The sequence below is a fragment of the Sphingorhabdus sp. EL138 genome, from assembly GCF_900258045.1.
Classification (GTDB): domain Bacteria; phylum Pseudomonadota; class Alphaproteobacteria; order Sphingomonadales; family Sphingomonadaceae; genus Parasphingorhabdus.
The window spans coordinates 188,312-212,372 of record NZ_OGVD01000002.1 but is presented as its reverse complement, the minus strand read 5'-3'; the positions used below and the strand labels follow the sequence as shown (position 1 = coordinate 212,372).

Genomic DNA, 24,061 nt, shown 5'->3' with positions numbered 1-24,061 from the left:
GGGACATAAAAGAGGTCCAATTCCATAATTGGATTCTATTATTCCAAATCAGCATTGTAGCAGGCCTTGCCCAATGCCCATCATTCAGAGTAGGCACGTTTCGGGACGCGCAGCACGTTGGCAGGGGATGCCAAAATCTGAATCACGGAGAGATAATTTGGCCGATAAAAACGAGAGCAACGTAGAATTTTCTGAACGCGAAGCATTATTATTCCACTCTCACGGACGTCCCGGCAAAATCGAGATTGTGGCATCCAAACCAATGGCTACCCAGAGGGACTTGAGTCTCGCTTATTCGCCCGGTGTCGCAGTACCGGTCCGCGCTATCGCCGAAGATCCATCGACCGCTTATGACTACACCGCCAAAGGTAATTTGGTTGCAGTGATCTCAAACGGCACCGCCATTTTGGGCCTTGGCAATTTAGGCGCACTCGCGTCCAAACCCGTAATGGAGGGCAAGGCCGTCCTGTTCAAACGCTTTGCCGATGTCGACTCAATCGACCTCGAACTGAATACCGAAGATACCGAAGCCTTTATCAACGCGGTCGAGCTGATGGAGCCCAGCTTTGGCGGCATTAATCTGGAAGATATTGGCGCACCGGCCTGTTTCATTATCGAGCAAACCTTGCGCGACCGGATGAATATTCCGGTATTCCATGATGACCAGCACGGCACCGCGATTATTGCGGCAGCCGGGATCATCAATGCCTGCCTGCTGACTGATCGCAAGGTCGAGGACATCAAAGTCGTCGTCAATGGCGCTGGCGCCGCAGCCATTGCCTGCGCAGCGCTGATCAAGGCGATGGGTGTTCCACATGACAATCTCACCATGTGTGATCGCAGCGGCGTCATCTATCGGGGCCGCGACAATGTCGATCAATGGAAATCGGCGCATGCGATTGATACGGATGCCCGCGACCTGACCGAAGCGCTGAAGGACGCAGATGTATTTCTTGGCCTCTCGGCGGCAGGCGCGCTGAAACCGGAAATGGTCAAGGATATGGCCGACAAGCCGATTATCTTTGCGATGGCCAATCCTGATCCGGAAATCACCCCGCCCGATGCCAAGGCGGCCCGGCCCGACGCAATTGTCGCCACCGGACGGTCGGATTATCCCAATCAGGTCAACAACGTCCTCGGCTTTCCATTCATTTTCCGCGGCGCTCTTGATGTTCGCGCCACCCGGATCAACGACGAGATGAAGGTAGCGGCGGCTACGGCCATAGCCGAACTGGCACGCGAACAGGTTCCCGAAGAGGTAGCCGCAGCTTATGGCGGGCAAGCACCCACTTTCGGCGTAGATTATATCATCCCGGCGCCATTTGATCCGCGCTTGATGGACGTGGTTTCCGCTGCGGTTGCCAAGGCCGCAATGGACAGCGGTGTTGCGCAAAAACCTATCGACGATATGGATGCCTATCGTCAGAGCCTGAAAGCACGACTAAACCCAACCACGTCAGTGCTTACGCAAGCTTATGAAGCCTGCCGCATAGCCCCTAAACGGGTTATTTTTGCAGAAGCCGAAGAAGATGTTGTGTTGCGCGCAGCCATTCAGTTTCAAGATGGCGGCTATGGGACACCGGTACTGGTTGGCCGTGATGATCGCGTGCGCGAAAAGCTCAGTGAACTGGGCGTTAGTGATCCCGACCGGTTTGAAATCCATAACTCACGCAATAGCCCGCTGGTCCCGGACATGGTCAACATGCTCTATGAGCGTCTGCACCGCAAAGGCCATATGGAACGTGACATCAAACGGATGGTCAACCAGGATCGCAATATTTTCGGCTCTGCGCTGCTTGCCATGGATCAGGGCGAAGCGATGATTACCGGAGTAACCCGCCCCTATTCCCAGACCTTCAAGGATATTGCCAGGGTCATCGACATTGAAAAAGACCGCACACCACAGGGCATTCATGTGATGGTTGGACAAAGTCACACGGTTTTCATGGCGGATACCACGGTCAACGAGCGACCTTCGGCCGAAGAACTGGCCGATATCGCGGAACAAACCGCAGCGGTGGCCCGGAAAATGGGTCATGAACCACGTGTTGCTTTCCTGAGTTATTCGACTTTCGGCAATCCGGCCGGTCGCTGGCTGGAGAATATCCGGGAGGCGGTTGCTGAATTGGACAGCCGCCGGGTCAGTTTCGAATATGAGGGAGAGATGGCTCCCGATGTCGCACTGAACCCCAAATTGATGGCGAACTATCCGTTTAACCGTCTATCCGGTCCTGCCAATGTGCTGGTCATGCCTGGATTGCAATCGGCCAATCTGTCGGCCAAATTGCTGCGCGAACTGGGCGGGGATGCTGTGATCGGACCAATGCTGGTAGGCCTTGATAAACCGGTTCAGATTGCCACCATGGCATCGACGGCATCAGAACTGGTGACGCTGGCAGTACTTGCTGCAAGTGGAATCGCTAAATAGCGACGCCACTGCTGGCATGTCAGCTGGGATAATCTTTAAGGTCGGGTCGGGTCGTTACTACGGCCTTGCGCACCCGGTGCGCCAACTGCTCCTATATTGCCAAACAGCTCTTGGAAGAAAGAGCGTTCGCGGCCCAGAGTGGGCGTCGTGTCGCCGTCCGGACTGATACTCGCCACCAGCTCCAGACCTGTGCGATCCACTGCAGTCACGTTCCCAGCTTCGTCAAAAGTTACGCGCATAACCATCTGGTCCCGAGGCGTCGGCGAGTTAAAGGCGAGTTGTTTGGTTTCACGGGAGACATAATACCAGGTATTTTCATCAAATTGTCCGGTAAAAGTCGGACGTCCCAGTGATGCCTCAACAGACTGCCGGTTGTCTATCCCAGGCTGAATTGCATCTGTAATAACCCGATCAACAATATAACCCTGATGACCGCGGACCTGTGAACAGCCGGAAAGCAACAACCCGCCTGCAACCAGACCGGTCATTACAGCGTGTATTTTCAATTGGCTACGCATCAACTCGATTCTCCAAAACGTCCGCCCCAAAGATTACTAGGCCATTTGGGTTGGCTTTGATGATTATAACAGTTTATTTCCTGCTAATCATAAGGCCCATTGCATCTCGCCGTACAAATATCAATATCCCCTGTATGTAGTCTTAACATAAGCGGTCACCAGCCGGGTATATCTTAAACGAAATTCGGGGTTTAAAATCATGTCATTCTTGAACGCGTTACTCGGGCGAAAAAACGCCAACAGGGTCATGCAGCCACTATATGGTAGCATTATTGCCGAGGGCCGACGTATTGACTGGTATGAAAAAGGCGGCGTTCCTGACACGCTCGACGGCCGCTTTGATATGATTGCTGCGATTTTGTGCGCCGTGTTGATCCGCCTGGACCAAACCGAAGAAGCCAAGCAGGAAATAGCCTGGCTTACGGAATTATTTGTTACGGATATGGAAGGTCAGTTGCGACAGATCGGCATTGGCGACTTAATAGTCGGTAAACGGGTGGGTGAGATGATGGGCGCGCTAGGCGGGCGTTTAGGGGCTTATAGGGATGCTCTGATAGAAAATGCCAGCCTCGACGAAGCGTTGACACGCAACCTATATCGCGGCGAAATACCGGAACAGGCAGCGCTGCAATTCACCACCAAGAATTTCGCACATTTTTTTAACCGGCTTTCCGCCGCTACGACCAGCCAAGTAATTGCCGGAGATATCGCAGAGGCCAGACCATGACTAGATCACAGCCGCTGCCTCCCCCCGAACTGTCCGATATCATAAAGCTGTCGGACATCGGGGGCATGGCAATAAAAGGGCAAATTGTCGCCGACGAAAATCAGCGTCGAGCACTAGCCAAACGCTTTGACTTGCCTTCCATAGAAGCAATCACAGCGGACTATCGTCTGGAGGCGAATGAAGAGAAAATCATTTTCACTGGTACAATCCATTCCGAACTGCATCAATCGTGCGCGATCAGCGGTCAGCCATTTCCCGTCCACGTTGACGAGCCGTTTAACATAATCTTCGTAGAAAAAACCGACACACCGCCCGGCGAAGAGGAAATCGAACTAGAGTCCGAAGACTGCGACACAATCGAATATGAGGCTGCTCAAATCGACCTTGGAGAGGCCGTTGCGCAAACGCTTTATCTAGCGCTTGACCCATATCCACGAGGGCCGGATGCGAATAGCATAGCAGAGAAGAAGGGCCTCAAAAGCGAAGAAGAGGCCGGTCCTTTTGGCGCGCTAGCAGCGCTCAAAGCGGGCCTTGGGGAAAATAAACCCAGCTAGGCAGCCGATTTCTCTGCTTCTTTCTGCTCTGCCGCCTTAACCAGTCTCTTTTTCAGATTGTTCAACCGAGTTTTGGCTTCAATTTTTCCGCCGAGTAAATCAGTAATATAAAAAGTATCAACTGCGCGCTCACCATAGGTGGCGATATGGGCGCTGTGCACCGTGACTTTGGATTCGAAGAGGGCATAAGCCAGTTCGTTCAGCAAAGCAGGCCGGTCCTGTGCCGTTACTTCCACTACCGTAAAGCGATTGGATGCATCGTTGTCGACAGTCGCATTGGGAACGATATTAAACGCCCCGGCACGGCTATGAGCCAGTGGTCTGGCCTCCAGTTTTGTGGTCAGTTTCGACCGGTTGGCCAATGCGTCCTCAACCGCCCGTTTCAAGCGCGTAAGCTGCGTGTCTTCTGCAAACGGCTGACTGTGCTGGTCCTGTACCAGAAAATTGTCCAGCGCCATTCCATCCCGCGTGGTGTGAATCCGCGCATCGATAATGTTACCGCCAGCAACATGAATGCCGCCCGCAATGCGATAGAACAGGCCGGGATGATCGGCCGCATAAATCGTCACCAGTGTAGCACCCCGCTCTGGATAGGCATCTGCGGAAATTGCCAGACTATCATCACCCGCTCGCAGCATCAGCCGGGCATTATGTGCGATGATATCATCCGGCTCGGCGATCCAATAAGGATCGGTCAGGCGTCTTGCCAGTTTGGAAAACTGTATTTTGGGAATGTCCAGCGCCTCGGACAAGACCGCCTTTTTCTCAGCGATCCGTTCTTTTCGGCCACGCTGCTTATGACCGAGCAGCAACATTTCCTCGGCCGCCTGAAAAAGATCCGTTAGGAGCTGCCTTTTCCAACTGTTCCAAACGCCCGGTCCCACGGCGCGAATATCAACAACCGTCAAGACCGTCAGCAGACGAAGTCGCTCAATGCTCTTTACCTGACTGACAAAATCCTGAATGGTTTTGAAATCAGACAGGTCGCGTTTGAACGCCATGGCTGACATCAGCAAATGATGCCGCACCAGCCACGCCACCAGTTCGGTTTCATAAGGCTCAAGCCCCAGCCGCGGACACAACTTCATCGCGACTTCAGCGCCCAATATGCTGTGATCACCGCCTCGCCCTTTGGCAATATCATGCAACAAGGTCGCCACGAACAACACCCGCCGGTTTTTGAGCTTCCTGATTGTCTCGGTCGAGTTAGGGTGGTCTTCAACCAGATCACCGCTGGCAATCCTGGAGAGCAGCCCGATAGCGCGAATGCTATGTTCATCCACCGTATAATGATGATACATGTCAAATTGCATCTGTGCGACAACCCTGCCGAAATCGGGAATGAAGCGCCCGAATATAGAAGCTTCATTCATCCACCGCAGAACCAGTTCGGGATCGCGTGGCGAACAGAGCACGTCGAGGAACAGCTTATTTGCCCGCCGGTCCTTTCGGATCTTGTTGGTGATCAGCTTTGCGTCTCGCCGCGCAGCGCGCATCGCCAGCGGATGGATTTCCAGTTCATGCTTATCCGCGAGGTGGAAAATTTCGATCAACCGGACCGGGTCTTCTTCAAAGAAATTTTCCTCTGGCAAAGCCAGTCGGCCACGGTCCAGTGTAAAGCCCTTCAGCTTTTTTGGCCTCCGAGTAATGTTAGGGATGAAGCGTCTTACCCCGGCATTATGAGTCTCATCGAGATGAGCGAGAAAGACGCCAGTAAGGTTACCGACGACTTTGGCGTTCAGGAAATAATATTGCATGAAACGCTCTACGGCCGACTTGCCGGGCCGGTCAGCAAAGCGCATCCGCTCAGCAACACCGGGCTGCAGGTCGAAAGTTAAACGATCCTCTGCCCGCCCCGTCATATCATGCATATGACAACGTACCGCCCAGAGGAAATTGGCAGCCTTGCGAAAACGCCTGAACTCATCTGCTGTCAGCAGGCCAACATCAACCAGCTCTTCCGCAGAGGTCACTCGGTGGATATATTTGCCTATCCAATAAAGCGTCTGCAGATCGCGCATCCCCCCTTTGCCTTCCTTGACATTGGGTTCGACGACATACCTGCTATCACCCATGCGGACATGCCGGGCGTCGCGTTCTGCCAGCTTTTCAGAGACGAAAGTACGATCCGTGCCTGAGACCACATCGGCGTAAAAGCGGGCCTTTGCTTCTTCATAAACTTCGGTATCACCCCAGATATAGCGGCCTTCCAGCAAAGCGGTACGAATGCTGAGATCTTCATTCGCCATCCGCACCATCTCGTCGATAGAACGGCTGCTCTGACCGACTTTCAGGCCCAAGTCCCAAAGCCAGTAGAGCATTGCTTCCACCGCTTGCTCGGTCCAGCTGGTCTGCTTGAACGGGGTTAAAAAGGCGATATCGACATCGCTATGCGGTGCCATCTCACCCCGCCCGTAACCGCCAACCGCCATCACTGCTATACGCTCGCCCGATGAAGGATTGTTCACGGGATATTGATGACCAACAGCGATATCATGGATGATCCGCACTAACTGGTCGATCAGAAAAGATTGCGCGGCTGCCGCTTCATGTCCTGCAGAAGGTTTCTCCATTAATCGCAGGCTGATCTCTGCCCGGCCATTTGCCAACGCCTCTTGTAGCAGAGGTAATATTTGTGGACGTGCTTTGGTTATGCCATGCTCAGCGATAAGTGCTTCTATCGCCTCAACCAACTTGCGACGGTCGACAATATCCCGCTGCCGGACAATCCGTTTCCCCGGATCGCTTGCCGGCCTGGGTATATTGGCGCGTGCATTCATCCCGTGGCAGCCAGCATTTCCCGGTGCTTCTTGGCCAGCACGATTTTTGCGATTTTCGCTGTACCCAGTTTCGGCAACGGTTCTTCATATTGCCAGATATGCACCGGCATCTTGAACGGTGCGAGCTTGTCTTTCAGGAATTCCAGAAGCTCGTCTTGCGACAATGCCTCACCATCTTTGACATGATAAACTAGGCCGGGAACTTCACCGAACCGTTCATCTTCAACGCCAAATATGCAGGCTTCCGCCACGGAGGTGTGGCTGTAAATCGCCGCTTCGACTTCCTGACAGCTGATATTCTCGCCGCCGCGAATGATAATTTCTTTCTTGCGGTCGACAATGAACAGATAGCCGTCTTCGTCGAGATAGCCGATATCGCCGGTGCGGAAATAGCCGTCTTCGGTAAAAGCGTCTTTGGTCGCTTGTTCGTTATTCCAATAGCCGGTGAAATTGGCAGACGAACGGATGCATACTTCACCGCGCTCGCCTTGCGGAACTTTGTTGCCGTCATCATCCAATATGCCAACATCAACAATCGGCGGCGTGGCGCGACCGGTGCTGTCCGGTTTGGCGAGATAATTTTCATTCTGGTTGGAACAGCCGACACCGTTGGTTTCGGTGAGACCGTAGCCAATCAGTGGAAAGCCCTTGCCCATGCCTTCCTTGATCCTTTTGACATGCTCGACCGGGCGCGGCGCGCCCCCAGCGGCCATGGAAACACAGGTGCTGAGATCATAATCATTGACCTTGGGATGCGCGTAAATCTCCATACTCATCAGCGGAACGCCGACGAAATAGGTCACTTTTTCCTTCTCGATCAGGCGCATTGCCTCTTCGGCGTCCCATTTTTTCTGCATCACCAGCTTGCGGCCAATCGCGTAGCTCACCAGAACTAGTGGTACCGACGCGGTAACGTGAAATAGCGGTACGGCCACCAAAGCGGTTGGCTGGATATCCGGCAATGTGCCGGCTTTTTCCATCAAATGCGCCATCACGGCAAAGGCGCCCACAAAACTCATCGCCCCCTGCACCACCGAGCGGTGCTCGGCATAGGCGCCTTTCGAGCGTCCGGTCGAACCGGAGGTGAATAATATCGTCGCATTATCCTCTGGTCCCATTTGCGGCAGCGGGGTTTCCGCATCGCCGCCCTTTGCCAGACAGGCCTTTAATCCTTCGAGCGGCGGAAGATCATGGTCAAACAAAACCACCTCTGCGCCATGGTCGCGTCCCGATTCGCTCAGGCGCGCTGCACGTTGGGCATCGGCAAAAACAATCGAGCAACTTACATCTTCGATACCATCGGCCAGTTCATCGCCTTGCCACCAACCGTTTAATTTGGTGGAGACACCGCCCGCCATGGTGATTGCCATATCTAGGATAATCCAGTTGGCGGAGTTGCGCGCGGCAATGCCGATCCGGTCGCCTTTCTTAACCCCATGTCCGGCGACCAATCCGCCAGCCAACACGCGTGCCGCAGCATAAGTTTCCTTAAAAGTCAGCCGGATATCACCATCGACGAGAAATTCCTTGTCTGCATTCTGCATGCAGAAAAAGGCAAAAAAGTCCGAAACATTGCTCGGAGCATTTTTGAACACCGGCATATCGACGCCGTATTTATTGACCGAGGAAAGCTCCAAAAGCTGTCCTGGCTGTGTCATGACGCCCAGGGTTTCGTCGATCATAGCGTCTAGTGGCGATGGCATTTCAATTTTCTCCCGCAAAGTCAGTTTGGGTTTCTCTCTTGGTATCGGAGAATTTCCCGTTATATGCCCTTGCTATATGACGATGAAACCGGACGGGGAAAAGAGTTGATTGATATTATTCTTGCAAGTGCAGCGCAATTTACGCGATTTGAAGAATTGGGACTGTCTCCCAACGCGCTTGACCTCGGTTTTTTCCAATTGAAATGGTATTCGCTGGCTTATCTCGCCGGTATATTGATCGGTTATTGGTATCTTACGAAACTAATCAAAGAACCGGGCGCTCCACTGGCGCGCCGTCACGCCGATGACATGATCTTTTATGCGACGCTGGGAATCATTCTCGGCGGACGACTTGGTTATGTGTTTTTCTATAAACCTGAAATCCTACAAAACCCGATCGAGATCTTGCAGGTTTGGAACGGCGGCATGTCGCTGCATGGCGGTGTCTTGGGCGTTGTTCTCGCAATCTGGTACATATCCCGGAAGGAAAAACTCAGTTTCCTGCGCATCTGCGACTATATCGCCTGTGTCATTCCGTTCGGATTACTCTTTGGCCGTCTCGCCAATTTCGTCAACGGCGAACTTTGGGGCCGTGCCACCGATGTACCCTGGGCAATCATCTTCCCGATGGGCGGTGAAGTCGCGCGCCATCCCAGTCAACTTTATGAAGCCGGTCTGGAAGGGATACTCTATTTCATCATAACATCTTTGCTCTTCTGGAAAACAGATGCGCGCTATCATCCGGGCAAGCTGGTCGGCACCGGCCTTTTGGTTTACGGCCTCAGTCGATTCACCGTAGAGTTCTTCCGTCAGCCAGATAAAGGCCTCGAGAATTTAAGCTGGGGCCTGACCATGGGGCAGACGCTAACCGTGCCTATGCTGCTACTAGGTGTCTATCTGGTGTTCACGTCGAAAGGTCGCCGCGTCCGCGTAGAACCGACGGCCGGAGATAAGAGCATTGCCTGACAGTCCGTCAGCCGCGCATATTCTCGCTGAAAAAATCCACCGCGACGGGCCGATTAACCTTAGCGAATATATGGGCATCGCCAATGCGGCTTACTATGCAGCGAAAGACCCGATTGGCGAGGACGGCGATTTTGTTACCGCCCCGGAAATCAGCCAGATGTTCGGTGAGCTTATCGGAATATGGTTGTCGGATTTGTGGATGCGCAAGGGCCGTCCAGGTCATATTCACTATGTTGAACTGGGTCCAGGCAGAGGAACATTAGCCGCGGATGCACTGCGCACAATGTTGAAATTTGAGTGCAAACCGCAGATTCACTTTGTCGAAACCAGTCCGGTGCTGAAGGAAAAACAGGCTGCGCTTCATAGCAGTGCCGCATGGCACAAAAGCATCGACAGTCTGCCGGACGACGGTCCGTTACTGATTGTTGCCAATGAATTTTTCGACGCTCTGCCAGTGGAGCAATTTGTGTCGACCGCCGACGGATGGCTCCGTCAAATGGTCGACCGGGAGCGCAATAAGTTCATAGCTGTCCCCGGCACTCAAGTCATTGAGAAGCAGATGTCGAGATCCTCCGCTGGCCTGCCGGCCGGAACTATATTGGAGAGCTCTCCTGCCAGCGTGCAGATTTTAGGTGAGCTTTCGCATCGCATTGCTCAGCAGGGCGGCGCTATATTAATCATCGACTATGGCTATGATCAACCGGGTACTGGCAGCACTCTGCAAGCGGTAAAAAATCACCTCCCCATCAGCCCGTTTGACAGCCCGGGAACCTCAGACCTCACAGCGCATGTCGATTTTCACAGCCTAGCCAATATAGCGAAAACGCGTCTTTTGTCGGTTCATGGACCAGTGGAACAAGGTCAATGGCTCAAGGCACTTGGCATTGATCAACGGGCGGGAAAACTGGCTGAGAACAGTCCGGGCAAAGCGGAAGATATACGCGCCGCGCATCGCAGACTAACTCATGTTGATGAAATGGGCCGGTTGTTTCGGGTGATGGCTGCAACATCGATGGACTGGCCTGAACCAGAAGGCTTTGTTTACGGCGAAAGTTGAGTGCTGCTCATCGATCTTGTGATCAACCGACCCAGTCGGCGACTTCCAATACCACTTTGTTCGCAGCGCTGTTCAAAGCCTCACCCACCGGACCGGCCTCTGCGGCAAATACGGTCTCACTGGCCTCGAAGCGCCGCTTCTCAACCGGTTCGCCTTCACGCATTTTTACTGCATCATAGGTCACCGTGACGGTCAGGCTGGGACCATCCAGCCCGAAATTCACCAGCTCACCGGACAGATATGTGTCTGCTTTGCCCTGCGCCTGAACTGCTGTTAGCACCAGCCGATTATTTTTCGCTGCAATGGTTTCTGTAAGTAGCCCCTGAAAAAGCCGTGCGGGCTTATCAATCCACGTGGCTTCTTTTAGATATGCGATACCCGTCGCGCTGGTTTGGACTGGCACGCGCACGTTGTTAAGTTTTTGCGGCGTAGAAGGCAACTGAACCACTAAAGCACCGGCTTGTGGCCCAGCGCGAACCGCGCCGGGGTCCACTTGCATATCTGATGTCAGAGACAAGAGAAATGGCGGCGGTTCGGCACCACCGAAACTGACACAAGCGCTCAAAACACTAAGACCTGCCAACAAGCCCAAGGATTTTGTCTTTTGCAATATGGTCATAGATCCCTGCTTTCCCATTGGCGTTCTTTTATTTACCTGGTTCATAGTCTGGCAGCGTTGGCGCGGACAGCAACGATCCCGCGCCACCCTGATCCAACCGTTCAGTCACAGAAGTGAGAGATTTGGTCAGCGCCTGCATGTCCTTAACCAGTTGATCGACTTCCGGTATTGTTTTGGTTCCCAGCTGCCGAACACCGGGGCGCGCATCTTCAAGCACCTCACCCAACGCTGCCATGCTCTTTTCTGCTGCGGCCAGTGTCTTGGTGAGGTTTTTCGCCAGCGGTTCACCATTGTTAGTCAACAATTGGTTCGTATTGTCTGCAACCGCAGAGAGTTTTTCCGCAGTTTCCCCGGCATTGCGGATCGCGATGGCCGATTCTGCCATCAACGCTTCAAGATTAGGTGCTTGCTTCGCCAGACTGCCAGTCAGCTGCTCGGTATTGTTCAAAATGCCTTCGATCGATTCCTGGTTCTTGTCCGATAACAGCAATGTCAGCCGATCGGTAAGCGTCGCCAGTCGTTCGACAACCAGCGGCGCACTGTTGAGCAGTTCGCCCAAAGCACCGGGTTTGGTAGGAATAACAGGTACGCCTTCCGGACCCAATTCTTCAATCGGCGGCGCATCCTTTACCGCGCCATCCAGTTGAATATTCGGCGGGGCGGTAAAGCTGATACTCTGGATAGTCGCAGTTGTTCCCTGCAAAATTGGAGTTTCTTCGCTCACTGCAATGCGAACGCGCACAAAATCGGGATCCTTTTCCCAAAGCTCCACGTCGAGCACCTGTCCAGAAGGAACACCCGCAAAAGTCACGCCGGTTCCCTTTGCCAAACCACCCACGGATTGGGCGAAAAATATATCATATTCCTTCGTCGCACCGTCACCAAAGCGGACAATCCAGACCAGAAAGGCAGCCACTAAAGCGAGCAAGGTCAGGGTGATAACACCCACAAGAATATGATTGGACCGTGTCTCCATTATTTCACCTTTATGGCCAGCCGTTTCGGCACCTGCAACAAATCTCTGTAATTAGACCGCATTTTCAACTTCCAGCCGCATTCTGTGTTGATGCCATCCGCCCGCGTGGACCGTTGAAATATTCCTGTATCCAAGGGTGGTCCATCGCAAGCAGTTCCGGTATCGTGCCCACGGCGATCACCCGTTGATCAGCCAGCACGGCCACCCGATCACAAATCGCATGAAGCGTATCGAGATCATGGGTGATCAGGAACACGGTAAGCCCCAAAGTCTGCTGCAATTCGCGCGTCAAATTGTCAAAAGCGGCAGCCCCGATCGGATCAAGCCCCGCCGTCGGTTCATCGAGAAACAACAGTTCCGGGTCGAGCGCGAGCGCTCTTGCAATGCCAGCCCGCTTTTTCATACCGCCAGACAGCTCGGCGGGATATTTGGGTGCGGCTTCCGGCGGTAGTCCTGACAGGCACACCTTATATTTCGCAACCTCGCGGCGGAAATCGCGGTCCATCTCGGGAAAGAACTCGCGGATCGGAACCATTACATTTTCTGCCACCGTCAGCGTGGAAAAAAGCGCACCGCCCTGAAACAACACGCCCCAGCGTTTGCGAACGTCAATGGTTTCCGCGTCCGATCGACCCAAAAGCGACTCACCGAAAACTTCGATCGAGCCCTCATCGGGTTGCTGCAGGCCGATGATCGAACGCATCAGGACGGATTTTCCGGTACCGGAACCGCCGACCACGCCGATAATTTCGCCCTTGTGGACATCCAGATCGAGGCCTTCGTGAACTACTTGTTCCCCGAAGCTGTTGCGCAGCCCCTTGACGCAGATTATCGGGCCGGAAAAGTCGCGATCGACAACGATAGGATCTTCGTCAACCATCAGTCCCACCCGATCCAGGTAAAGAATACCGCAAAAAAAGCATCCAGCACGATCACCAGGAATATCGCTTGCACCACAGCGGCTGTTGTCCGTTTGCCGACTTCTTCGGCATTCCCTTTAACCTGCATGCCTTGATAGCATCCACAAATCGCGATGATCGCGCCAAACACCGGTGCCTTGACGAGACCGACATAGACGTCCGTCAGCGGCACCACTTCCCTGATTCTCGCAAAAAACGTGGCGGGAGGAATATCCAGCTCTACCCAGCTCAGCAACCCGCCGCCGATAATCGCAACAATCGACGCGTAGAATCCCAGCAGCGGCAACATAAAGACAGCGGCGAGAAAACGCGGCAGGACCAAGGCTTCTACAGGCGACACGCCAATCGTACGCATCGCGTCAATTTCCTCGGTCAGCTTCATGGTCCCAATTTGTGCGGCAAAGGCCGAACCAGAACGACCAGCAACCATGATCGCCGTCATCAAGACACCCAACTCACGCAAAGTCAGCCGTCCGACAAGATTGACCGTGAACACCTCTGCACCAAATTGCCGAAGCTGCACCGCGCCTTGCTGCGCGATCACCAAACCGATGAGAAAACTCATAAGTCCAATAATACCAAGAGCCCGCACGCCCACTACGTCGAAGCGCTGGATCACCGCATTCCATCTTATCCGGCCGGGATGCCGCATCAACGAAGCAGCAGAGACCATCACCGAACCAAAAAAGCCGATCAAACCCGCCAAGGTCGTCAAGGCGATCATTGTTGCTTCACCCACTTCATCCAGCACGCGAATGATTGGGTTGGGTGGATCAGGACGCACTTCAGCAGGCTCAGCTACTCCGCCTATGGCAGCGATAAGCCGCTCCGCTTCATTGTCCATACCAACAATTTCCGCTTCGATATCGCGGGCTGTGCGATGGATGAGCCAAGCACCAACGGTATCAAAATAGCCAATGTTGGAAAGGTTCAGTTGTTTTGCCTGTCCTTCATATTCTCGCAATCGTTCGGGCAAGTCTCCGATAGCGGCGATCGACAAATCACCGGAAAAACGAAGTACAGTTACTCCGTCCTCGGTAATTTCTTCGACAAAATCGCCAGGCACTGTCATCGCCGCTATTGGTGACCGAAAATCATTGAAACCTCAAGCCATTATAACAAGTCATTTAATGGGTGCATTTTATCGGCGCTGCTAATATGGCGTCGCTATTGGGAAAAGAGGCGTGATGACCAAGCTGTCTATTTACGATATGGATCGGACGATTACGGTGCGAGGCACCTATACCCCGTTCCTGTTTCACATGGTTTTTGCACGCGCACCTTGGCGGCTGGTCTTTCTGCCACTGCTGCCCTTTGGATTCATTGGTTATGGCTTGAAACTGATCAGTCGAAAGGGTTTGAAAACCTATAATCAGCGCCTGTTATTAGGCGGTAAACCGAATATAGCGAAGCTGGAGCCGCATATTGAGCGCTATGCTGATAAAGTCATGCAGGGGAACAGTTACGCCAAAGCCCTTGCCCAGGTCGAAGCTGATCGGGCCGAAGGCCGAAGATTGGTACTCGCCACCGCTTCCTACGAATTATACGTCAATGCGATAGCCAAACGGCTGGGCTTTGATGAAGTGATCGCAACCCGGCTGAAAATCGATGAGCAGGGCCAGGTACTGCCTGAAATTATCGGCGAAAATTGCTATGATGTCGCGAAACTTGACCGGATCAAGACCTTTCTCGGCGAACAAGGACTTGAACGCGAAAGCATCCACATCAGGGCCTATTCCGATCATGTAAGCGATGCACCGATGCTCGACTTTGCCGATGAGGCGGTGGCGACAACACCGAGTGCACAGCTACGTCATCTTGCTAAGAAACGCGGTTGGAGAATCCTGGACTGGGCCTAAACCACACCCAATGCTTGCTCAAAGTCGGCGATCAGGTCATCAGGATCTTCTACACCAATTGAAATTCGAACCAGATTGTCGGTTATGCCAAGCGCGGCCCGGCGATCATCCGGCACTGACAAATGAGTCATTGCCGCTGGCAAGCTTGCTAATGTCTCGGTTCCGCCAAGACTCACGGCCAATTTCGCAATCTTGAGGGCATCTAGGAAAGCAAAAGCTTCGGCTTCGCCGCCCTTGATGAATACCGAGAAGGTGGACCCCGCACCACTGCAATGGCGATCATAAATATCCTGCTGCGAGGCATCGGAAATAAACCCGAGATAGCCAAGCCCGTCCACTTTGGGATGGTCCCGAAGAAAAGCGCAAACTTTCTCGGCATTTTCGCCAGCACGAGTCATACGCAATTCCAATGTTTCAAGGCTACGCATCAGCATCCACGCCGTATTGGGATCGCATATTGTCCCAATAGTATTCCGGATCGCGCGGATCGGGTCCATATGGCCTTTCGAGCCAAGAACGCCTCCGGCAACCAGATCACTATGTCCACCGACATATTTGGTCAGGCTGTATATCACGATATCCGCACCATGTTTCAGCGGCTGCTGCCACAAGGGACCAAGGAAAGTATTGTCAATGGCAATGGGCGGCGCGCCCTCATCACCAAAAACCTGTTTGCGGGCCTCGGCCACACCCTCAATATCCACCAACGCATTGGTGGGATTGGCCGGACTTTCGAGATAGACAATCGCTACTTTACCGCCATTCTGTGCTGCTTGCGCCTTGGCCTGCTCTAGTAGAGCCGCGACCTTGGAAGGACTCGCACCAGCCGGGAAATCAAGGAACGTTACGCCAAAACGGCCCAGTATCTTGTTAATCAGCGTTTCGGTGGCCGCATAAAGCGGTCCACTATGCACCACCACATCACCCTGATTGACATTGGCAAGAAGCACCGTCGCGATAGCCGACATGCCACTGGAAAAGACCAGCGCATCTTCAGCTTCGTCCCAAATGCTAAGCCGGTCTTCAAGAATTTCCTGATTTGGACCGTTGAAGCGCGAATAAACGAGACCATCCGCGCCGCCAGGGCGCTTTCCGGTAATACCTTCGAAATGACGCTTGCCCGCGGCAGCATCTTCAAAAGCAAAGGTAGAGGTCAGGAAAATAGGTGGCTTGAGCGAACCTTCCGAGAGGACCGGGTCATAGCCATGGCCCATCATAAGCGTCGACGGCTTGAGCTTGCGTCCGCCAATTTTCTCTATCGGCGCTTTGGGCATACGGCGCGGTGTTACCGGAACAGCATCATCATTTTGATCGGACATTTTCTCTCTCTCCAGCGGAAATCATCTGGAAAGGCCCATGCCGCAAAACTCAACTGATTACAAATGAAACCATCCAAATGCACCCGATGATTATCGGTATCCCGGCTATGTCCAGCATCAGTCCTGACTTCAGCATTTTTGGCAATTCAATATGATTGGTTGACCATGCAATCGCGTTCGGCCCCGTACCGGAAGGCAGCATGAAGCCCCAGCTGGCCGCCATCGCCGCCGGCATGGCAAGCAAGACCGGGTCGACACCGGTGGCGAGGATCAGGCTGGCCACCACCGGCATGATCCCGCTGGCCGTGGCGACATTGGACGCAAATTCGGTGACCAGAATGACCAGTGCAACCAGCGCTATAGCAATGATAATAACCGGCACGTTTTTAAGCGGCTCCAGCGCCAGCCCAAGCCAGTCGGCCAGGCCGGATTCAATAATGCCCGCCGCCAGCGCGAGGCCACCGCCAAACATCATGATCACCCCCCATGGCGCACGATCCGCTTCGTCCCAGTTGAGCAATTTCCGACCGGTACCGTCGGGCAGGATGAACAACAGTAAGCCGCCCAGTATCGCGATGCTGCCATCATGCACCGCGCCAGCCGGAAGCACCGCCTTGATCTGGGGCAAGAGCAGCCAGCCGAGTACGACAAGGGCAACTACCGGCACGACCCGTTTTTCTGGAAGGCTCCAAGGACCAGCTGACCCGATCGCTGCCCGTGCACCAGCACCGTCAAAACTGTCTTTGCCCACTTTCTGGACCGTTATTAGGATGGCTGCACAGACCGGCAGGCCCAGGATCACTATAGGCAGGCCGAAGAACAGCCAGCTTAAAAAATCAATGTCCATGCCCAGAGTCTTATTGATCAGACCAGCAGCAATAGCATTGGTCGGACTGCCTACCAATGTGCCAAGGCCTCCGATTGAAGCGGCAAAAGCCACCCCCATGATCAAGGCACCGGCAAATCCCTCTGTCTCGCCATCCTTCACCCCACCAGCAACCAGGACGGCAACGGCAATGGGTATCATGATCAGGGTGGATGAGGTGTTGGAAATGAGCATACTGAGCAGCGCTGTGGCGAGCATGAAGGCGATTAATATGCCCCAAGCACTCTTTCCCGACAGGCTGACAATTGCCAGCGCGAGACGCCGGTGCAGACCGACCCGCTCAATCGCCAGTGCAAGAAAAGCACCGCCGAGGATAAGGAATAATATCGGTGAATAATATTGGCCGGCGGTTTCCCGTACATCCATAACGTCCATCACCGGCAGGGCAAGAAAGGGCAACAAGGCGGTCGCGGTGAGAGGTACCGCTTGGGTCATCCACCAGGTCGCCATAAGAATTGTGAGCGCAGCGACATGCCAGGCCGCCGGACTCATTGCCGCTGGCGCTGGAGATAGGAGCATCACGACAAATACCGTCAAGCCAGCAAACAATCCAACGCGCTGGGCATTCATTTCCTCTTCCCCTCGTGCCCCTGTCTGCGCAAGGGTAAAATTATGCCTTCAAGCCGATCAACGATATCTGCCGACCATAGCCAGCTTCGCCGCGATGGCAACTGCGCCGATAGCTGAAGTAACGATCCTCATAGGCATAGGTGTCCAGACCGAGTTTATCGATTTTGACAATGCCGACCCTAGCCAAGCGGTCCGCCACATAGGATTCGATATCGAATTGAAAGTGGTTCGGTTGTCCGGCTGCGAAATATTGAAAATTTTCAGGATCATCCCCGACGAAGCGTTTTTGGAAACCTGCATCGACTTCATAGCTATGCTGGGCGATACAAGGACCGATAGCGCATGCAATATCGTCTCGTGAAGCACCGAGCTTTTCCATCGCTGTGATGGTATTGTCCGTGACGCCGCCTATGGCGCCTTTCCATCCCGCATGCGCCGCACCCACGATCTGTGCCACCGGATCATGGAACAGCACGGGCACACAATCTGCGGTCAATATGCCGAGGAGCAAGCCGGGGCTGCCTGTTACCATCGCATCAGCATGCGGGCGCGCATCAAGGGCGAAAGGCTCGGTGACTGTGACCACGTCGGCGCTATGGACCTGATGCAGTGTAACCAGCTGACTGCCTGACAGCACCACTGCCTTGGCCCGCTGGCGGTTTTCGAGAATGGCCTCGCGGTCATCATCGCTGCCCAATCCGACATTCAACCCTGCGTAGATGCCCTTAGACAAACCACCCGCACGACCGAGGAAACCGTGCGCTACGTCTTCCAAAAGCGGCGACGTCGTAACATCCACTGGCGATGAACCTTGCTCAGGCAAGACTCTTGCTCACTTGCTCCGACACATCTTTTGAAAGGTCGGGTGTCGCCGCGATTTTTTCCAGCGCTTGCCGCATCAGGTCGGATCGGCCGCGCTCGAAACGACGCCAACGACCCAGCGGCGGAATGAAGCGTGCGGCTGTTTGCGGATTTTGCCCATCCAGCGCGATCACCATGTCGGCAAGCATCTGATAGCCTTTACCGGACGGATCATGAAACCGCACCGCATTACTGGTAAATCCGGCATAAAGTGCCCGTACCCGATTGGGATTGGACAGGGTAAATTCGGGATGCTTGGCAAGGCGCTCGACCCGCTTCACTGTGTCGCTGCGCTGTGACAGCGCCTGCATGGTGAACCATTTGTCGAGCACCAGCGCATTGTCTTTAAACCGCTTGAAGAAATCCTCAAACACCCAGGTCCGTTCATCTGCATCCATATGCGACAGGACACCAAGCGCGCCCTGCATTGCCGTCATGTTATTGGCATCCCGATATTGGTCGAATGCCAGCTCCGCTGCATCCTCAACCTGCGATGCTGCGATGTAATCAAGGGTGACGTTGCGCAGTTTCCGGTCTGCCCGGGCTTCTGCCTCCAGCGAAAACTCGCCCGGCACGCATTGATTGTAGAGACGGCGGAACTTGCGTTCAAATTGTACGCCGATTTTGCCGCGCAACTTTTCGCGCGCATCATGAATAGCCTGCGGATCGACTTGAACCATCTGATCCCCGAGAAACGCTTCGCTCGGCAGCTGTATCAATTCCGCCAAAAATGCCTTGTCAATATTCTCATCCGCCAGCACCGCGCCTACGGCCTGCAGAATGATATCGCGATCCGCCGGCGTCCCGGTTACCCGGGCAACCAGATAGCTGGTCATAAGCTGTTGCATCGCCTCAAACCGGGCAAACGGATCGTCATCATGTGAGGATAGAAAGGCCAGTTCTTCTGCCGTACGGCTGCTTTCCAAAATGATCGGCGCGGAGAAGCTGCGGTTGATCGAAAGGATCGGATGCTCTTTTTGCCCTTCGAAAATGAAGCTCTGCTCCGCCTGATCAAGCGTGATAAGCTGTTCGCCGTCATGCTTGCCGGTTTCAGGATCAAGCAACGCGATTTTGAGCGGGATGACCATTTCCGATGGCTGCGGAGCAGCGCCGCTCGCGCCCAATATCTGTTGCAGGTCCAGTGTCGCAGTGCCTGTTTGCGGATCATGGCTTAGCCTCGCCGACACGCAGGGCGTTCCGGGCGTCCGGTACCAGCCGCGGAACTGGGTCAGGTCGATATCGCCACCCTCTTCCATCGCCACAACAAAATCCTCACATGTCGCGGCTTCACCATCATGACGGTCAAAATACAAGTCCGTGCCTTTGCGAAAGCGCTCTCCGCCCAGCAAGGTCGCCATCATCCTGATAATTTCTGCGCCTTTATTATATACAGTGGCTGTATAGAAGTTGGAAATCTCCTGATAGCTTTCCGGGCGGATCGGATGCGCCAGCGGTCCGGCGTCTTCGGGGAACTGAGCCGCACGCAGGATGCGCACATCTTCAATCCGCTTAAGCGCTGTTGATCCCATATCCGCCGAGAAGCTCTGGTCGCGATAGACCGTGAAACCTTCTTTCAGACTGAGTTGAAACCAGTCGCGACAGGTGACCCGGTTACCCGACCAGTTGTGGAAATATTCATGGGCTACCACACCCTCAATTCCATCATAATCAGCGTCGGTGGCGACTTTCGGGTCCGCCAATATGTAGCGCGAGTTGAAGATATTCAGCCCTTTATTCTCCATCGCACCCATGTTGAAATCACTCACAGCAACGATGTTGAACAGCCCCAAATCATACTCGCGCCCGTACACGTCCTCATCCCAGCGCATGGAATCCTTCAATGCCTGCATGGCGTGGCCGGTGCGCGGCAAATCGCCATCACGGACCCAGATGTTCAGCTCGACCGGTTTGCCCGACCGCGTGGTAAAGCTATCACTGTTTGCAACCAGATCGCCCGCGACCAGCGCGAAGAGATAGCTCGGCTTGGGCCAGGGATCATTCCACTGTGCCCAATGACGACCGTTATCCCCATCGCCTTCCCCAACCTTGTCACCATTGCAAAGCAAGATCGGGAAGGTCTTTTTATCACCCTCCATCCGTACCGAATAACGGCTCAATATATCGGGCCTGTCGGGGAAGAATGTGATCCGGCGAAAACCTTCGGCCTCACATTGGGTGCAGAGCATCCCTTGAGAAGCATAAAGCCCCATCAACTGCGTGTTGGTAGAGGGATCAATTTCAACGGTAATCTCTACTTCATGTGCCGTGCCAGTGAGCGGCAGTTGCAAATTGCCGTCAATCAACTGCCAATCCGTCCACGTAGCGCCGTCCACCTTGACCGACGTCGGAATGAGACCATCGCCATCCAAGATCAAAGCTTCCTGATATTTAGCCGATTTGGACCGCCGCACATCCAGTGTCGATCGGACAACCGTGTGATCCAGGCCCAGCTGAAAATCGAGCGCAATGGCCGGGACGAACCACGCCGGCGGACGATAATCTTCGCGGCGAATAATGGCAGGCTCGGTCGCAGGCATCGCTGCATCGGTCTTTTGGATATCTAGCATGACTCCCGCCATAAGAGCCATTTGCACCTCGTGCAATTGCGTTTATGCTTCTATCATCGGGCCCATCCGATCTATTCTATAGGGAAACTCAAGCCATGCCTCATATGCTCATCTTTGGACTGGGTTACACGGCAAAGCGGCTGACCGAACGATTGCGCGGCGAGGGATGGCAAGTAACCGGTACCCGGCGAGAGGCATCGGATGAAGCAATGGCGTTTGGTGACGAAACATCAGTCTTGGCGGCAATTGAAACCGCAACCCACATAATCTCTTCTGTTCCGCCTACCCGCGACGGCATTGAACCTGTGCTGGATCGTTACGGAGAAGCGATAAAAGCCGCATCGCTGGAATGGACAGGCTACCTCTCCTCTACCGGAGTCTACGGCGATGCGAAAGGTGCCTGGGTCGATGAAAGCGCGCCGATTGGCTCTGGACGGCGCAAGTCCCGTAGCGATGCTGACCAGCGCTGGCAGGGCATGCGCGACGATGTCCGCGTACTGCGCCTGCCTGGTATTTACGGGCCGGGCCGCAACCCGATCACCAGGGTTGAGCAAGGTAAAGCAAAAAGGGTCGATGTTCCCGGACAGGTGTTCAGCCGTATCCATGTCGATGATATCGTGGCCGCTGTGGTTGCATCTTTTGATGGCCCTGCCGGGGTTTACAATATTGCCGACGACCTGCCCGCGCCGCAGCATGAGGTTATCGCCCATGCCGCAAGGCTCATTGGTATGGAGCCGCCGCCTTTGCTCTCTCTGGAAGATGCCGGTCTTTCGAAATCAGCCTTGGGTTTCTATGAAGAAAACCGCCGGGTCGCCAATGGTAAGGCGAAGCGGCTGTTGGACTGGCAGCCGCAATATCTTGACTACAAGGCAGGCATGGCCGGTTTCGTATAACCGGACCTATCGGACAGTTTTGAACCTGTCGTCTACCTTGTCTGACAAAAACTGTCGCACATGGGCAACAAAAAGCTCAGAACTATGCTCGCGGCCGAGCAAGAGATGGTTGTCGGTCGGCAGTGTAACGAACTCCGCCCCGCTGATCCCACTGGCAAGCTCCGCGCCCTTGGCGACCGGAACGCGCTGATCACCGCGCGCATGCATGACCAGTGTGGGGCACTGTATTGCCTCCAGTCGGTGCCGCACGTCGATATCCGCAAAGGTTTCCAGAAAACGGGCGGCATTGGCAGCCGAAACGGTTTTCCTCTGGAATTCGTCAAACGCCGCCCTTTCGGATTCCGTCGCACCGGGGATCAGCGCCCGGGAAAACAGATTGCGATAGCTGGAATCATCACGGCTCCAACCCTTGGCAACCAGAGTGATCAAAGCTTCTCTCTCGGCAACCGATTCGGTGTCGCCATCGGCGCGCCAGCCCGCCGCATAACCGCCCCAAAGGATCAGATGACTGACCCGATCGGGATTTTTTGCAGCATACTCAATAGCGACGGCCGCGCCCTGCGATATGCCGAGTAGAGGAAAACGCTCCACACTGCTTTGGGCAACCACTGTTTCCAGATCTGTAACAAAGGCGTCAAACCCAAGATCTGCTGCATCCCAATCGGACATGCCATTGCCTCGTTCGTCATAGCGGACCAGACTGTAGTCGCGCGCCAGCTCTTGAAATAATGGTGACCAGACTTCGCTGTCCCAGTCCAGTTCAAGATGATTGAGCCAGTTGGCCGCTTTCAGCAGTGGCGGCCCTGATCCTATCCGGGCCCATGCAATACGGGTACCGTCTTTGGCGCCCGCAAAGCCGATTTTTTGCCGCGCCAGATGCAACTGGCTCGGCCTGTCGAGCGGCGTTCCAGCTCTTGCACCAAGATCGGGCAGTAACCGTGTACGCAATGCTTCCGCCTCTTCCCGCATCGCAGTCAACCACGCTTGATAGTGGGAGTGGTCCGGCAGATCGAGACCAGCAAGCAGGGGTTGGTCTAACGCTGCACGCACATCCGCAAAATCCTGCCCGGCCAGCTCCTCATCGCGCTGCGCGCGTTCAATCAAATTCTTATAGTCGATTGTCGCTGCCACCGGTTCAAAATGAACCTTTTCCCGGTCGGCTACAATCCGTTCTGCTTCGGGTTCATTCAGCAATCGGCGCAGTTTCCAGATGGCGGATCTGAGAGCACCTCTCGGATCATCCGGCCCCTCCCAGAACAGATCGCACAGCCTTTCGCGATGCTGCGGCTTTCCGGTAAGCAAAAGGAACGCCAGCATTGCGCGGGCCTTGCGCGATGCTGGCAATTTTACCGGCTGACCTCCGCGGCGCACGGACAAGCCGCCAAGCACTTCGATTTCCAGATTTGGCATGGCTACTCCGATTACTCGCCCCCGAGTTGGAATTCGTCATTCTAGCGACAAGCTCATGGCCAGTGGTGATCATCGACACATCGGGCGAATGCTAGAAAACCTAGGACCAATAAGATCAACGCCGCAATTTAAGGCCGCCGCAACAAAAAACAACGGAAATGACATGCTCATGAACATGCTGCCTAACACGCAAAGGTAACATTGGAGGCACGCTTGTTGAATGAATATTCAACTCACAAACAGATAGAAGGAATTAATAATGTTCTCCCAGCGATATCTATTCGAGCGACGACCAAGACAGAAACATTGCGCGATCTTGAGAAAAAAACGGCGATATTGACCGCGGCCATACAGCCGCAAAATTGAATTTGATTTTGCACGACCCTGACGACCTCAATGCAGGATAAAATGGCCTGGCTGTTTTCTCCTGCCACCTGGGGCTGCGCGC

At 54.2% G+C, this 24,061-nt stretch carries 19 protein-coding genes; 7 read left to right on the top strand and 12 right to left on the bottom strand.

Annotated features, from left to right (window positions below; all coding sequences use genetic code 11):
* Window positions 1-127 precede the first annotated feature (127 nt).
* On the top strand, window positions 128-2,428 hold the full coding sequence (locus tag DK507_RS04420) for an NADP-dependent malic enzyme (protein ID WP_109355141.1): 2,301 nt from the start codon (window positions 128-130) through the stop codon (window positions 2,426-2,428).
* A 35-nt stretch (window positions 2,429-2,463) separates the two neighbouring features.
* Here DK507_RS04420 and DK507_RS04415 read toward each other — a convergent pair whose 3' ends face one another.
* Complete coding sequence (locus DK507_RS04415) at window positions 2,464-2,946, bottom strand: outer membrane protein assembly factor BamE (RefSeq protein WP_109355140.1); 483 nt, start codon at window positions 2,944-2,946, stop codon at window positions 2,464-2,466.
* Between the two features lie 199 nt (window positions 2,947-3,145).
* On the opposite strand from DK507_RS04415, the gene DK507_RS04410 reads away from it, so the two are divergent.
* Window positions 3,146-3,673 carry a ubiquinol-cytochrome C chaperone family protein gene (locus DK507_RS04410; protein WP_109355139.1) on the top strand — a complete coding sequence of 176 codons (528 nt, stop codon included), beginning with the start codon at window positions 3,146-3,148 and terminating at the stop codon, window positions 3,671-3,673.
* Window positions 3,670-4,227, top strand: a complete 558-nt coding sequence (locus DK507_RS04405; RefSeq protein WP_109355138.1) for a DUF177 domain-containing protein — start codon at window positions 3,670-3,672, stop codon at window positions 4,225-4,227. The genes DK507_RS04410 and DK507_RS04405 overlap by 4 nt, the downstream gene beginning before the upstream one ends.
* On the opposite strand, the gene DK507_RS04400 is transcribed toward DK507_RS04405, so the two are convergent.
* Together DK507_RS04400 and DK507_RS04395 are read right to left on the bottom strand one after the other, a co-directional pair.
* Window positions 4,224-7,007: a [protein-PII] uridylyltransferase gene (locus tag DK507_RS04400; RefSeq protein WP_109355135.1), complete on the bottom strand. Its 2,784-nt coding sequence runs from the start codon at window positions 7,005-7,007 to the stop codon at window positions 4,224-4,226. The genes DK507_RS04405 and DK507_RS04400 overlap by 4 nt on opposite strands.
* Window positions 7,004-8,710, bottom strand: coding sequence for a class I adenylate-forming enzyme family protein (locus tag DK507_RS04395; protein ID WP_109355131.1), 1,707 nt, complete (start codon window positions 8,708-8,710; stop codon window positions 7,004-7,006). Before DK507_RS04395 ends, DK507_RS04400 begins: the two co-directional genes overlap by 4 nt.
* 63 nt (window positions 8,711-8,773) lie before the next feature.
* Here DK507_RS04395 and lgt point away from each other — a divergent pair, with 63 nt between their 5' ends.
* Together lgt and DK507_RS04385 are read left to right on the top strand one after the other, a co-directional pair.
* Window positions 8,774-9,676: a prolipoprotein diacylglyceryl transferase gene (gene lgt / locus DK507_RS04390; RefSeq protein ID WP_174209017.1), complete on the top strand. Its 903-nt coding sequence runs from the start codon at window positions 8,774-8,776 to the stop codon at window positions 9,674-9,676.
* Window positions 9,669-10,733 carry a class I SAM-dependent methyltransferase gene (locus DK507_RS04385; protein WP_254054254.1) on the top strand — a complete coding sequence of 355 codons (1,065 nt, stop codon included), beginning with the start codon at window positions 9,669-9,671 and terminating at the stop codon, window positions 10,731-10,733. Before lgt ends, DK507_RS04385 begins: the two co-directional genes overlap by 8 nt.
* Window positions 10,734-10,755: 22 nt before the next feature.
* Here DK507_RS04385 and DK507_RS04380 read toward each other — a convergent pair whose 3' ends face one another.
* From DK507_RS04380 to DK507_RS04365, 4 genes are all read right to left on the bottom strand, one after another.
* Window positions 10,756-11,352, bottom strand: coding sequence for an ABC-type transport auxiliary lipoprotein family protein (locus DK507_RS04380; RefSeq protein ID WP_162558893.1), 597 nt, complete (start codon window positions 11,350-11,352; stop codon window positions 10,756-10,758).
* A 28-nt stretch (window positions 11,353-11,380) separates the two neighbouring features.
* On the bottom strand, window positions 11,381-12,328 hold the full coding sequence (locus tag DK507_RS04375; RefSeq protein WP_109355128.1) for an MlaD family protein: 948 nt from the start codon (window positions 12,326-12,328) through the stop codon (window positions 11,381-11,383).
* A gap of 64 nt (window positions 12,329-12,392) precedes the next feature.
* Window positions 12,393-13,208 (bottom strand): ABC transporter ATP-binding protein, encoded by an 816-nt coding sequence (locus DK507_RS04370; RefSeq protein WP_109355127.1) that lies wholly within the window; start codon window positions 13,206-13,208, stop codon window positions 12,393-12,395.
* Window positions 13,208-14,320, bottom strand: a complete 1,113-nt coding sequence (locus DK507_RS04365; RefSeq protein WP_109355126.1) for an ABC transporter permease — start codon at window positions 14,318-14,320, stop codon at window positions 13,208-13,210. Before DK507_RS04365 ends, DK507_RS04370 begins: the two co-directional genes overlap by 1 nt.
* Window positions 14,321-14,435: 115 nt before the next feature.
* On the opposite strand from DK507_RS04365, the gene DK507_RS04360 reads away from it, so the two are divergent.
* Window positions 14,436-15,107, top strand: a complete 672-nt coding sequence (locus tag DK507_RS04360; protein ID WP_174209016.1) for an HAD family phosphatase — start codon at window positions 14,436-14,438, stop codon at window positions 15,105-15,107.
* Here DK507_RS04360 and DK507_RS04355 read toward each other — a convergent pair.
* The 4 genes from DK507_RS04355 to pepN are packed head-to-tail and all read right to left on the bottom strand — an operon-like array spanning window position 15,104 to window position 21,310.
* A complete protein-coding gene (locus DK507_RS04355; RefSeq protein ID WP_109355125.1) occupies window positions 15,104-16,426 on the bottom strand; it encodes a cystathionine gamma-synthase family protein in 1,323 nt (440 codons plus the stop codon). The two genes, DK507_RS04360 and DK507_RS04355, sit on opposite strands and share 4 nt — an antisense overlap.
* 49 nt (window positions 16,427-16,475) lie before the next feature.
* Window positions 16,476-17,882, bottom strand: coding sequence for a DASS family sodium-coupled anion symporter (locus DK507_RS04350; protein ID WP_109355123.1), 1,407 nt, complete (start codon window positions 17,880-17,882; stop codon window positions 16,476-16,478).
* A 40-nt stretch (window positions 17,883-17,922) separates the two neighbouring features.
* Complete coding sequence (gene pgeF / locus DK507_RS04345) at window positions 17,923-18,705, bottom strand: peptidoglycan editing factor PgeF (protein WP_109355122.1); 783 nt, start codon at window positions 18,703-18,705, stop codon at window positions 17,923-17,925.
* Window positions 18,698-21,310, bottom strand: a complete 2,613-nt coding sequence (pepN, locus tag DK507_RS04340; RefSeq protein WP_109355519.1) for an aminopeptidase N — start codon at window positions 21,308-21,310, stop codon at window positions 18,698-18,700. The genes pgeF and pepN overlap by 8 nt, the downstream gene beginning before the upstream one ends.
* A 95-nt stretch (window positions 21,311-21,405) precedes the next feature.
* On the opposite strand from pepN, the gene DK507_RS04335 reads away from it, so the two are divergent.
* On the top strand, window positions 21,406-22,203 hold the full coding sequence (locus tag DK507_RS04335) for an SDR family oxidoreductase (protein ID WP_109355120.1): 798 nt from the start codon (window positions 21,406-21,408) through the stop codon (window positions 22,201-22,203).
* A 6-nt stretch (window positions 22,204-22,209) separates the two neighbouring features.
* Here the strand turns inward: DK507_RS04335 and DK507_RS04330 are convergent, their stop codons facing one another.
* Window positions 22,210-23,613, bottom strand: a complete 1,404-nt coding sequence (locus tag DK507_RS04330; protein WP_216822331.1) for an alpha/beta hydrolase — start codon at window positions 23,611-23,613, stop codon at window positions 22,210-22,212.
* Window positions 23,614-24,061: the final 448 nt, after the last annotated feature.